This is a genomic window from Acidimicrobiales bacterium, from assembly GCA_016794585.1.
Lineage (GTDB): Bacteria > Actinomycetota > Acidimicrobiia > Acidimicrobiales > DATDAH01 > JAEUJM01.
On record JAEUJM010000014.1, the window covers coordinates 82,602 to 94,159 of the forward strand.

Genomic DNA, 11,558 nt, shown 5'->3' on the forward strand with positions numbered 1-11,558 from the left:
CGCTCAGCCCGTGAAGGCGGGAGCGGCGGCCTGCGGCTGGGCGGGAGCCGCAGGCGGGGCGGACGGCGGCGGCTCGGTGGGCGGCTCGGCGGCAGCCGTGACCGAGAGGGTCTGCGGCTGGTAGGCCACGTCGTTCAGCTGGCACGTGGCGAGCACGTTGTACTCGCCGGCCTCGGGGACCTGGACGACCACCTGCCAGTTGCCGGCGGAGTCCGCGGACGCCGCGGTCAGGATCTCGTTCGGGCCCTGGAACTGGTCGAGCAGCACGACGACATCGCCGCCCTCGGGCGAACCGACCTCCCGCGTCGTCGTGGACGGCTGGCAGATCGATGCCGCATCGGGGGTGTTGGTGATGGTGACGTCCGCTCCCGCTTCCACGGGGTTGGGCGTCATCACGATCGTGGCGCCGGCCTGGGCCGACGACGGCGCGACGCCGATCGCCAGACCGGCCGTCATCACAACGAGCAACACGACGATTCGACGCACCTCGGGCCTCCTCGGGAAGGGTGGGGCGGGCGGAACGTAGCACGGGCGCCGGGCACCACCGGTGGAAGCTCCCCTCGCAGGGGATGCCGGCTACTTGACCGCCACGGGGTTCACGGGTGACCCCACCGCCCGCACGAAGGGCAACGGGGAGGCCTCCAGGAGGAAGTCGTACTGGCCGTCGTCGGCGCAGTCGGCGGCGAGGTCGTCGAGCACCCAGTTCTGGCCCTGGGTCATGCCCATCTCCACCAGGTGGAGCAGGTGGACGGGCAGGGTCATGCCGCCATCGAAGGGGTAGACCTCGAAGGCGAGGCTGTCGGTGGCGACCGCGGCGACGTCGTGCTCGCGGAACCAGAGCGCCGTGGCCATCGTGAGGCCGGCACCGCCGAGGGTGTAGGCCCACTTGTCGGGCAACAGCCCGTACTGGCCGGTGCGTACCAGCACCACGTCGCCGGGCTGGATCGTCACCCGGGCGAGCTCCTCGGCGGCGTCGAGGTCGGCGGCGGTGATGGGGTACCCCGCCTCGAGGACGTCGACGCCCTTGACCCGGGCCACGTCGAGCAGCACGCCCCGACTGGTGAGCGTGGTGATGCGGTGGATGCCGCAGCGACTGGCGCCGGCCTCGTCGATGGAGTCCGCCGGGTAGCCGTTGTAGATGTGGCCCCCGTAGCTGACGTGGCACAGGCCGTCCCAGTGGGTGGCGGCCTGGAGCGAGAGGTCCACGGCGTCGTCGCTGGTGAAGGCCTCGGGGTCCTCGGCGTCGAGGGCCCCGTTGATCATCGTCATGCGGTGCACGGGGTTGTTGCGGTCGGGGATGACCCCCACCTGGATGCCCTCGTCCTCGTCCAGGGGCAGCGCGAGGGAGAACGCCCGACCGGAGCGCACCGACGCGGCGGCACGCCGGCGCACCTCGGGCGTGACGAGGTTCAGGGTGCCGATCTCGTCCTCGTCACCCCAGCGGCCCCAGTTGCGGACCCGACCGGCCAGCTCGTGGAACTCGTCGGTCAGGCCCACGTCGATTCCCCCCGGCTCCTCGCCCCGACCTCAGGAGGCGTTCGGCTTCTCACCCGAGGCGGCGGCGGCCCGACGCTCCTCGATCATTGCGATCAGCGGCATCGGCTCGATGCCCACCTCGTCGAAGCGGGCCTCGATCTCCTCGAGGGTCCACCGGCCGTCCTTCTTCATCTCCCGCACCTCATGGGGCTGGTCCCAGACGGCGATGGTGCCGCCGTTGGCGGTGTAGATCTGGCCGGTGACCTCCTGGGCCTTGTCCGAGAGCAGGTAGGCCACCATCGGAGCGACGTCCTCGGGGCCTCCCATCTCGAGCTCCATGGGCACGTTCTCGGACATGCGGGTGCGGGCCACCGGGGCGATGGCGTTGGCGGTGACGCCGTAGCGGTGCATGCCGGCGGCCACGCTGCGTACGAGCGAGACGATGCCGCCCTTGGCCGACGCGTAGTTGGCCTGGGCGATGCTGCCGGCGAAGGCCCCCGAGGTGAAGGCGACGAAGCGGCCCGACGACTGCGCCTTGAAGTGGGGGGCGGCGGCCCGGAACACGGTGAAGGTGCCCTTGAGGTGGGTCTCCACGACCGCGTCCCACTCGTCTTCGGACATGTTGAAGAACATGCGCTCGCGGAGGTTCCCGGCCACGGTGACGACGCCGTCGATCTTGCCGAACGAGTCGATGGCGGTCTGGACGATGCGCTCGCCGCCTTCCATGGTGGTGACGGTGTCGGCCACGGCCACGGCCTCGCCGCCGGCGGCGACGATCTCGGCCACGACGGCGTCGGCGACCTCGCTGCTGGGGTCCTCACCCGACATGGAGACGCCGTAGTCGGCCACGACCACCTTGGCCCCCTCGGCGGCGGCCAGCAACGCCACCGCTCGCCCGATCCCCCGGCCGGCGCCGGTGATCGCGATGGACTTTCCTTCGAGGTAGCCAGGCATGTGTCGGGATCTCCTAGAACGTGTTCTCAAACCGGCGGCCATGTTAGGGGGCACCGGTCAAAAGTCGGGAAACCGGGGTAGAGAGGGGTGGGAGGGATCCCCGACGTTTCCGACGACATCCGAAAGGCCTCCTCGACATGGCTCAGTACACGCTTCCCGACCTGCCCTACGACTTCGGCGCCCTGGAGCCCCACTACTCCGCCGAGGTGCTCGAACTGCACCACGACAAGCACCACGCCGCCTACGTGAAGGGCGCCAACGACACCCTCGAGAAGCTGGCCGCGGCCCGCGACTCGGGCGAGTTCGAGTCCATCGTCGGGCTCCAGAAGACGATGGCGTTCAACCTCTCGGGTCACATCCTGCACTCCATCTTCTGGACCAACCTCAGCCCCGACGGGGGCGACAAGCCCGAGGGCGACCTCGCCGACGCCATCGTCGAGAGCTTCGGCTCGTTCGACGGCTTCAAGGGCCAGCTCACCGCGGCCACCACGACGGTGCAGGGGTCGGGTTGGGGCGTCCTCGCCTACGACCCCATGGGCGGGCGCCTCTTCGTCGAGCAGGTCTACGACCACCAGGGCAACATCGGCCAGAGCGCGGCGCCCCTGCTCGTGTTCGACGCCTGGGAGCACGCGTTCTACCTCCAGTACAAGAACGTGAAGGCGGACTACGTCGACGCCCTCTGGAACATCGTCAGCTGGGAGAACGTGGCCGACCGCTTCGCCCGGGCCAAGAAGCTCGACATCGGCAGCTGAGGGTGCGAACACGCGCCGACGCCGGCAGTTGACCGGGTCCCCCGGCAGTTGACCGGCGTCGGCGTTCGGGCGTCACCGCGTCCACTCACAGGAATTCTCGGTGGGAGGCGCCCGTGGCACGATGACGGGGTGACCGATGCCAGCCCCGACACCACGCCTGACGCCACCCCGGACGACGACCTGCTCCACCGGGTCGAGAACGGCGTGGCGTGGATCACCCTGAACCGCCCCGAGGCCGCCAACGCCATCACGCCGAGCCAGCGCAACCGGCTGATCGAGCTGCTGGCCGACGCCTCGGCGTCGCTGCACGTGCGGGCGGTCGTCCTCACCGCCGCGGGCACGAAGGGCTTCTGCACCGGCGCCGACCTGCGGGCCGCCCAGCCCGGGCCCACGGAGCCGCCGCCGGAGGGTGCCCCCGAACGGGCCATCGGTGACGTCACCCGCATGATCGCCAACGGCGCCCAGCGCCTGATCGCCGCGATCATGGACTGCGAGAAGCCCGTCATCGCCGCGGTCAACGGCACGGCGGCGGGCATCGGCGCCCACATGGCCCTCGCCGCCGACCTCGTGATCGCCGCCGAGGGCGTGCGCTTCATCGAGGTGTTCGTGCGCCGGGGCATCGCCCCCGACGGCGGCGGCGCCTACCTGCTCCCCCGCATCGTCGGCCTGCACAAGGCCAAGGAGCTCATCTTCTTCGGAGACGACCTGCCCGCCGACGAGGCGCTGCGGCTCGGCATCGTCAACAAGGTCGTCCCCGCCGACGAGCTCGAGGCCGCCGCCCGGGAGTGGGCCGAGCGCCTCGCCGCCGGGCCGACCAAGGCCATCGGGCTGTCCAAGTGGCTGCTCAACCGCTCGCTCGACGTCGACCGCACCACCCACTTCGGCGAGGAGGCCATGGTCCAGGACCTGATCATGACCAGCTTCGACGCCAACGAGGGCGTGAACAGCTTCAAGGAGCGCCGCCCCACCGAGTTCAAGGGCTGGTAGGCCTGCCCGTGGCTCTTCGGCTGGCGCCTCACCGCGATCATCGAGGCCTCCTCGTCCCTCGTCGGCCGCGCCCGACGCTCGCTGGGGACGCCTGATCCGGTGCGGCTGGAGGCGGTGGAGCTGCGGGTGGTCGAGCTGCCGCTCGTCTCGCCGTTCCGGACGTCGTTCGGCACCGAGCTGGTCAAGGAGTGCGTCGTGCTGCGGGCGGTCACCGACGCCGGCGAGGGCTGGGGCGAGTGCGTCGCCATGACCGACCCCTTCTACTCCTCGGAGTTCCTGACCGGCGCCGCCGAGGTGCTGCGGCGCTGGCTGGTGCCGGCGCTGTTCACGGCGGGCGACGAGGTGACGGCTGACGCGGTGCGGCCCCTCACCGAGCACGTGAAGGACCACCGCATGGCCAAGGCGGCGCTGGAGATGGCCGTCCTCGATGCCGAGCTGCGGGCCGCCGGCGTGTCGCTCGCCACCCACCTCGGCGCCACCGAGTCGTGGGTCCCCTCGGGCGTGTCGGTGGGCATCCAACCGTCGATCGCCGAGCTGGTCGACGTGGTCGACGGCTACCTGGCCGACGGCTACCGGCGCATCAAGCTGAAGATCGAGCCGGGCTTCGACGTGGACGCCGTCCGGGCCGTCCGCGACCACATCGGTCCCGACGTGCCGCTGCAGGTCGACGCCAACACCGCCTACACGGTGGCCGACGCCGAGCACCTCGCCGGCCTCGACGAGCTCGATCTGCTGCTGATCGAGCAGCCCCTCGCCGAGGACGACGTGGCCGGCCACGTGGAGCTGGCCATGCGCCTGCGCACGCCGGTGTGCCTCGACGAGAGCATCCTCTCGGCTGCCGGCGCGGTCGACGCCATCGACCGCGGCGCCTGCTCGGTGGTCAACATCAAGGCCGGGCGGGTCGGCGGCTACCTCGAGGCGGTGCGGGTGCACGACGCCTGCCGGGAGCGGGGGGTGCCCGTCTGGTGCGGCGGCATGGTCGAGACCGGTCTCGGTCGGGCGGCCAACGCCGCGCTGGCGGCGCTGCCCGGCTTCACCCTCCCGGGCGACACCTCCGGCTCCGACCGGTTCTTCACCACCGACCTCACCGAGCCCCTGGTCCTCCGCGACGGCGGCCTCGACGTCCCCACCGCCCCCGGCCTCGGCGTCACCCCGATCCCCGAGCTCCTCGAGCGCTTCACCACCCACGCCGAGTGGCTCCGCCCCTCGTGACCCCCCCGCTGCGGACACCCACCGCCACTGCAACGGTGTCAGACACCGTTGCACTTGCCCACCCGAGCCCGCCTCGTGACTGACCTCACCGGGGCGAGCGAGATGCTGGTCCGGGGGTTGGAGAGCGCCGAGGAGTGCCATGCGGTCGCGGTCCTCTTCGGCGAGATCTGGGCCACGCCGAACGGCGCGGAGCCCTTCCCCGGGGAGGTGCTCGTGGCGTTGGCCGACTCGGGCAACTACGTGGTCGGGGCGTACGACGAGGAGCGCGGACTCGTGGGCGCCGCCGCCGGCTGGCTCGGGCACGACACCGCCGGCACCCGCTTCCTGCACTCGCACGTCGCCGGCGTCCTGCCGGGTCACCAGGGCCGGGGCGTCGGCTTCGCACTCAAGCAGCACCAGCGGGACTGGGCCCGGGGCGCCGGCCTGGCCGAGGTGCGCTGGACCTTCGACCCGCTCGTCCGCCGCAACGCCTGGTTCAACCTCACCCGGCTCGGGGCCGTGGGCGTGCGCTACGTCGAGGACTTCTACGGCGTGCTCGACGACGCCATCAACGCCGGCGACCACACCGACCGCCTCGTCGTGCACTGGTCGGTCGACGACGCACCGGCCACCGACCCCGTCGCGGCGCAGCCGACGGGGGCCTACCCGGTGCTCGACACCGACCGCGACGGCGGGCCGATCCTGCTCGACACCGACCCGCCCGACGCCGACCTGGCGGTCTGGCTCCCCGAGGACGTCGAGGCCCTGCGCCGCACCGACCTGGACGTCGCCCGCCGCTGGCGCGCCGCCCAGCGGGCCGTCCTCGTCCCCGCCTTCGACCGCGGCTACCGCGCGGTGGCAGTCAGCCCCGAGGGCTGGCTCCGCCTCTCGCGCTCGAGCCCCACCAACTCGAGGCAATAGCCCCCGGAATACGGGGGCTATTGCCTCGAGAACGGCGTGCGGCCGGACGCGCCATATAGGGTTCGGGCGGGCCGACGGGGGTTGCGATGCGACGCAAGGGCGCGGTGCTGGGAATGGTGGCGCTCGTCGTGACGAGTGCACTCTCGCTCGGCGCGCCCGCAGGCGCAGGTGGCGGCGGCACCTTCGGCGATCCCGGCGACCCGCCGACGTTCGGTGCGACGCAGGCGGACGCCTTTCCGGCCACCGACGGCGGCGCGCCCTCGGGTGGGGCCGAGGCGAATCGGACGATGACGGTCACCCCGGACACCGATCTCGTCGACGGCCAGCTGGTGACCGTCGAGGGGTCCGGGTTCGGATCCGATGACGTCGTGGGCATCGTGCAGTGCGTCAACGGACGAGGGGTCAACGGCTGCGCCGGGCTCGGCTCCGCCGACGTCTTCGCCTCCGATGCCGACGGCGCCTTCACCCGGTCCCTCTACGTCAGCGCCATCCTGCACACCGCACTCGGCGACTTCGACTGCCGCACCTACGCCGACGGTTGCCGCTTCCTCGCCGACTCGAGGACCGGTCGGGCGACGGCCCAACTCGGCTTCGATCCCGCTGGCCCCCTCGAGCCCCCTCCCACGGTGGCGGTCGACCCGAGCACCGACCTCGTCGACCGCCAGGTCGTGCACGTGACCGCCACCGGCTTCCGGGCCGACGAGTCGGTCGTCCTCGGCCAGTGCCCCGTGGGCACGACCGAGCTCACCGAGTCCTGTGGCGGACAGGTCGAGTTCGCGACCGCCGACGCCGCCGGCGAGGTGAGCGAGGACCTCGTGGTGCGGGCCCGCTTCCCGGTGTACCTGGGCACGGGGAGCTCCGACACCGACTGCCGCAGCACGCCCTGCGAGGTCGTCGTCGCGGCCAACGACGACTACGACCGCTTCGGAGCGGCGCCCGTCACCTTCGACCCGGATGCGCCCCTCCGCCCCGACCTGGAGGTCGAGGTCACACCCCACACCGACCTCGTCGACGGGCAGGTCGTCCAACTGCACGGCGTGGGCTACACACCCGACGGCCCGGTCGACGTGGTCGAGTGCTCGATCAGCAGCGACCTCGACGGCGGCGGCTGCGAGCTCGACCGGGTGCAGCACCTCACCGCCGACGCCGATGGCGAGGTCGACACCACCTACGCCGTGAACGACCGGCTCGACACGGCGTCCGGGACGGTCGACTGCCTCCGCTCGAACCAGTGCATCCTGGTCGCCGTCGACCGCTCGGTCCCGATCGACTTCGGCGAGGGCTACCGGTTCGTCACGCTCTACTTCGCCGGCGGCGCCCCGCCGCCGAGCGAGCCCGCCGACCCCACGGCCGTGACCCCCGCCTTCACCGGCTGAGGCCGCGAACTCGACGCCATACCTGTCGCATTCCGACAGCTATTGCGTCGAGAACGGGGGTGCGGGCTAGCGGTCGACGTGGAGGATGAGGGCGCTGGTGGGGACGCCGGTGCCCGCGGTGGCGAGCACGTTCTCGACGTTCGCCACCTGGTTCACCGAGGTGCCCCGCACCTGGCGGACCGCCTCGGCGATGCCGTTCATGCCGTGGATGTAGGCCTCGCCGAGCTGGCCGCCGTTGGTGTTGATGGGCAGGCGGCCGTCGGCCTCGATGTGGCCGTCGCGCAGGAAGTCCTTGGCCTCGCCGCGGGGGCAGAAGCGGAACTCCTCGAGGGTCAGCAGCACCATGGGGCTGAAGGCGTCGTAGAGGATGGCGGTCTGGATGTCGTCGGGGCCGATGCCGGCGGTGGCGTAGAGCTGCTCGGCCACGATGCCCATCTCGGGGATGCCGAGCTCCGGCCGGTAGTACGACGTCATCATCTCCTGCTCGGGGTACGTGCCCTGCGCCGCCGCGGAGATGACCGCCGGCGGGTTGGGCAGGTCCCGGGCCCGCTCGGTCGAGGTCACGACGATGGCCTGGCCGCCGTCGCTCTCCTGGCAGCAGTCGAGCAGGTGCAGCGGCTCGACGATCCACCGACTGTTCTGGTGGTCCTCCAGCGTGGCCGGTCGCTCGTAGAAGAACGCCTTCGGGTTGGTGGCGGCGTAGTTCCGGCTCGCCACCGCGACCCGGCCGAAGTCCTCGCTGGTGGCGCCGGTCTCGTGCATGTAGCGCCGGGCGAACATGGCCACCCACTGCGCCGGCGTGAGCAGGCCGTGGGGCGAGTACCAGGAGTAGAGGGCGTTCTCGGCGTTGACCGCCGGCGGCCGGTCCTGCACGCCGGTGCCGAAACGATGGCCCGACCGCTCGTTGAAGGCCCGGTAGGCGACCACCACGTCGGCCACGCCGGTGGCCACGGCCATGGCCGCCTGCTGGATCGTGGCCGCCGCGGCGCCGCCGCCGTGGTGGATCCGGCTGTAGAAGGTGAGCTCCTCCATCCCCAGGTGCTTGGCGATGTCGATCTCGGGGTTGGTCTCGGCGCTGAAGCAGACCATGCCGTCGACGTCCTGGGGCGTGAGCCCGGCGTCCTCGACGGCGGCCTTGACCGACTCGCAGGCGAGCGACATCTCGCTGCGCCCCGAGTCCTTCGAGAACTCGGTGGCGCCGATGCCGACGATCGAGGCCTTGTCCTTCAGGAGGTTGGACTTGCTCATCTGGGCGTTCCTCGGGCGTTCGTGCGACGGGCGGTCAGGGCAGGACCAGCGTGACCTGGCCGGTCACGTGGTTGCCGCGGCTGTTGGCGCCGACGACGTCGACGGTCACGGTCTTCGTGGCCTCGTCGACGGCGGACACCGTGCCGGTCATGGTCATGGTGTCGCCCGGGTAGTTCGGGGCGCCGAGGCGGATGCCGACCTTCTTCAGGATCGCGTCGGGCCCGGCCCAGTCGGTGATGAACCGACCGACGAACCCGTTGGTCGACAGGATGTTCATGAAGATGTCCGGCGACCCCCGGTCAACCGCGAGGTCGGGGTCGTGGTGGACGTCCTGGTAGTCCCGGGAGGCGATGGCGGTCGCGACGATGAGCGACCGGGTCAGGGGGATCTCGAGGGGCGGCAGCTCGTCGCCCTCGGCCACGTCGGCGAACGCCAGGCTGGCGGTGACGCTCACGCCGCCCCCTCCTTGGCCGCCGCGGCCAGGTCGGCGCCGAGGCCGACCAGCGTGTGGCTGGCGCCGCCGAACGTGTCGCCCGCCTGCTTGGCCCACAGGAAGGTGCGGTGCAGCGGGTAGTCGATGTCGGCGCCGATGCCGCCGTGGAGGTGCTGGGTGCTGTGCACCACCCGGTGGCCGCCCTCGGTGGCCCACCACTTGGCCATGGCGACCTCCTGCTCGGCGGGGAGGCCCTCGGTGAGCCGCCAGGCCGCGGACCACAGGACGGCCCGCATGGCCTCGGTGTCGATGTAGGCGTCGGCCGCCCGCAGGGCCACACCCTGGTTGGTGGACAGCGGCCGGCCGAACTGGTGGCGCTCCGAGGTGTACTCGGCGGTGGCGCGCAGGGCCTGCTCGCACACGCCGACGGCGAGGGCGGCCAGGCCGAGCTTGGCCCGGGCCAGCAGCCACCCGATGACCTCGGCGCCGCCGGCGGGGTCGCCGAGCACGTCGGCGTCGGCCACGACCACGCCGTCGAGGGCGAGCTCACCGTGGATCTGGCGGTTCGTCGCCTCCTCGGTCACCACGGTCACGCCGTCAGCGGCCGGGTCGACGAGGAAGACGCCGATCGAGCCGTCGCCGGTCACGGCGGAGACGAGGATGCGGTCGGCCACGTGGGGGTTGGGCACGGCCGGCTTGGAGCCGGTGAGGCGCCAGCCGCCGTCGGCGCGCTCGGCGGTGACGCCGGGGCGCAGCGGGTCGTTGGCGCCGAACTCCTCGAACGCGCCGGTGAGGATGACGTCGCCGGCGACCACGCCGGGCAGCCACGCCTGCTGGAGCGCGTCAGAGCCGAACTCGGCGATGGGCAGGGCGCCGAGGAAGACCGTGGGCCAGAGCGGGGTCGGCGCCACGCGGCGGCCGGCCTCCTCCTGGACGAGGAGGGCCTCGACGAGACCCAGGCCGGCGCCGCCGACCGACTCGGGCAGGGCGATGCCGAGCAGGCCGGCCTTGGCCAGCTCGGCCCAGAGCTCTCGGTCGAAGCGCTCGGCGCCGGCCTCGACCTCGCGCACGCGCTCGGCCGTGGCCTGGCCCTCGAAGATCTGGGCGGCGAGGCCCTGGACGGCCTGCTGCTCTTCGCTGAAGGAGAAGTCCATCACGCGCCTCCGGCGGTCACAGGGTGGAACTGGGGAAGGGAGAGGTCGGGGTCGTGGTCGGCCCACTCGAGCTCGACGGCCATGCCGATCTCGATGTCGTCCGGCTCGATGCCGACGATGTCGGCCACGAGGCGGGTGCCCTCCTCGAGGTCGATGAGGCCGATGGCCAGGGGGTAGTCGAACGCCGGCAGCTGCGGGTAGTGGTTCACCACGTAGCTGTGCACGGTGCCCCGGCCGCTGGCCTCGACGGGCTCCCAGCGCAGGGACTGGCACGAGTGGCACATCGGCCCGGGCGGGTGGCGCAGGTCGCCGCAGTCCGAGCACTTCTGGATGAGGAGCCGGTGCTCCTTGGCGCCCTCGAACCAGAACTGGCTGTCCTGGGTGACGACCGGCCGGGGCCGCTTCGGGCGCTCGGCGGGCGCTTCCTGGCGGGCCGCCGGACGGAACTTGAGGATGCGGAACGTCATCGTCCCGACGAGCTCGCCGTCCTGGTCGCGGTACTCCTGGCGGGTGGTCACGAAGTGGCCGACGCCGAGGGCCGTGGTCTTCTCGGGCGACACCGACTCGATGAAGCTGGTCAGGGTCAGGCGGTCGCCGGGGCGCAGGTAGCGCTCGTACTCCTGGTCGCAGTTGGTGGCGACCACCGAGGTGAAGCCGGCCTCGTCGAGCAGGGCCATGAGGTCGTCCTGGGCGCTCCCGCCCTCGGCAGGCTTGGGGCGGAAGCCCCGCATGATCCACGCCTGGAGCATCACCGGCGGGGCGACGATGCCGCCGTGCACCGACGCGGCGGCGGCCTCCTCGTCGGTGTAGATCGGCAGCTGGTCGTCGACGGCCTCGACCCAGTGCCGGATCATGGCCTGGTTGACCTCGTCGGGCGCGGCCACCGGGGCGCCGACCTGGCGACCGGCGTAGGACTGGAGCTGCTCCAGCAGCTCCTCGCCGGCGCTCCCGTTCTCCGCTCCTGACGACTCCGTCGTCGGGCTGCTCGGGCCCCCGCTGGCGCTCATCGCCGCGACTTCCGGGCCATGCCGAGGCCCATCCAGGCCACGATCTCGCGCTGCACCTC

Annotated in this window: 12 protein-coding genes; 5 read left to right on the forward strand and 7 right to left on the reverse strand. The window is 72.0% G+C overall.

The window, feature by feature from the left end; genetic code table 11:
* Nucleotides 1–3: 3 nt before the first annotated feature.
* The 3 genes from JNK12_07780 to JNK12_07790 form a co-directional block, all read right to left on the reverse strand.
* A complete protein-coding gene (locus JNK12_07780; protein ID MBL8775814.1) occupies nucleotides 4–486 on the reverse strand; it encodes a hypothetical protein in 483 nt (160 codons plus the stop codon).
* Between the two features lie 90 nt (nucleotides 487–576).
* On the reverse strand, nucleotides 577–1,497 hold the full coding sequence (locus tag JNK12_07785) for a cyclase family protein (GenBank protein ID MBL8775815.1): 921 nt from the start codon (nucleotides 1,495–1,497) through the stop codon (nucleotides 577–579).
* A gap of 30 nt (nucleotides 1,498–1,527) precedes the next feature.
* Nucleotides 1,528–2,430 (reverse strand): SDR family oxidoreductase, encoded by a 903-nt coding sequence (locus JNK12_07790; protein MBL8775816.1) that lies wholly within the window; start codon nucleotides 2,428–2,430, stop codon nucleotides 1,528–1,530.
* 137 nt (nucleotides 2,431–2,567) lie between these two features.
* Between JNK12_07790 and JNK12_07795 the strand changes: the two genes are divergently transcribed.
* The 5 genes from JNK12_07795 (at nucleotide 2,568) to JNK12_07815 (ending at nucleotide 7,657) form a co-directional block, all read left to right on the forward strand.
* Nucleotides 2,568–3,182, forward strand: a complete 615-nt coding sequence (locus JNK12_07795; protein MBL8775817.1) for a superoxide dismutase — start codon at nucleotides 2,568–2,570, stop codon at nucleotides 3,180–3,182.
* Nucleotides 3,183–3,362: 180 nt separating this feature from the next.
* Complete coding sequence (locus JNK12_07800; protein ID MBL8775818.1) at nucleotides 3,363–4,169, forward strand: enoyl-CoA hydratase/isomerase family protein; 807 nt, start codon at nucleotides 3,363–3,365, stop codon at nucleotides 4,167–4,169.
* Between the two features lie 99 nt (nucleotides 4,170–4,268).
* On the forward strand, nucleotides 4,269–5,381 hold the full coding sequence (menC, locus tag JNK12_07805; protein ID MBL8775819.1) for an o-succinylbenzoate synthase: 1,113 nt from the start codon (nucleotides 4,269–4,271) through the stop codon (nucleotides 5,379–5,381).
* A 75-nt stretch (nucleotides 5,382–5,456) separates the two neighbouring features.
* On the forward strand, nucleotides 5,457–6,281 hold the full coding sequence (locus JNK12_07810) for a GNAT family N-acetyltransferase (GenBank protein ID MBL8775820.1): 825 nt from the start codon (nucleotides 5,457–5,459) through the stop codon (nucleotides 6,279–6,281).
* 86 nt (nucleotides 6,282–6,367) lie between these two features.
* Nucleotides 6,368–7,657 (forward strand): hypothetical protein, encoded by a 1,290-nt coding sequence (locus JNK12_07815; GenBank protein MBL8775821.1) that lies wholly within the window; start codon nucleotides 6,368–6,370, stop codon nucleotides 7,655–7,657.
* A gap of 66 nt (nucleotides 7,658–7,723) precedes the next feature.
* On the opposite strand, the gene JNK12_07820 is transcribed toward JNK12_07815, so the two are convergent.
* From JNK12_07820 to JNK12_07835, 4 genes are read right to left on the reverse strand one after another with little or no spacing between them, the layout of a single operon-like run.
* Nucleotides 7,724–8,905, reverse strand: a complete 1,182-nt coding sequence (locus JNK12_07820; GenBank protein MBL8775822.1) for a lipid-transfer protein — start codon at nucleotides 8,903–8,905, stop codon at nucleotides 7,724–7,726.
* A 34-nt stretch (nucleotides 8,906–8,939) separates the two neighbouring features.
* Complete coding sequence (locus JNK12_07825; protein MBL8775823.1) at nucleotides 8,940–9,326, reverse strand: MaoC family dehydratase; 387 nt, start codon at nucleotides 9,324–9,326, stop codon at nucleotides 8,940–8,942.
* Nucleotides 9,327–9,355: 29 nt separating this feature from the next.
* The gene (locus JNK12_07830) at nucleotides 9,356–10,492 is read right to left on the reverse strand and encodes an acyl-CoA/acyl-ACP dehydrogenase (GenBank protein MBL8775824.1); all 1,137 of its coding nucleotides are present in this window, start codon (nucleotides 10,490–10,492) and stop codon (nucleotides 9,356–9,358) included.
* The gene (locus JNK12_07835) at nucleotides 10,492–11,499 is read right to left on the reverse strand and encodes a bifunctional MaoC family dehydratase/OB-fold nucleic acid binding domain-containing protein (protein MBL8775825.1); all 1,008 of its coding nucleotides are present in this window, start codon (nucleotides 11,497–11,499) and stop codon (nucleotides 10,492–10,494) included. Before JNK12_07835 ends, JNK12_07830 begins: the two co-directional genes overlap by 1 nt.
* Between the last annotated feature and the right edge of the window lie 59 nt (nucleotides 11,500–11,558).

What these genes read in the sequence shown, in the direction of transcription:
- JNK12_07830 (MBL8775824.1), bottom strand. Translation starts at nt 10,492, where the DNA reads ATGGACTTCTCCTTCAGCGAAGAGCAGCAGGCCGTCCAGGGCCTCGCC.
- JNK12_07820 (MBL8775822.1), bottom strand. Translation starts at nt 8,905, where the DNA reads ATGAGCAAGTCCAACCTCCTGAAGGACAAGGCCTCGATCGTCGGCATC.
- JNK12_07795 (MBL8775817.1), top strand. Translation starts at nt 2,568, where the DNA reads ATGGCTCAGTACACGCTTCCCGACCTGCCCTACGACTTCGGCGCCCTG.
- JNK12_07815 (MBL8775821.1), top strand. Translation starts at nt 6,368, where the DNA reads ATGCGACGCAAGGGCGCGGTGCTGGGAATGGTGGCGCTCGTCGTGACG.
- JNK12_07835 (MBL8775825.1), bottom strand. Translation starts at nt 11,499, where the DNA reads ATGAGCGCCAGCGGGGGCCCGAGCAGCCCGACGACGGAGTCGTCAGGA.
- JNK12_07790 (MBL8775816.1), bottom strand. Translation starts at nt 2,430, where the DNA reads ATGCCTGGCTACCTCGAAGGAAAGTCCATCGCGATCACCGGCGCCGGC.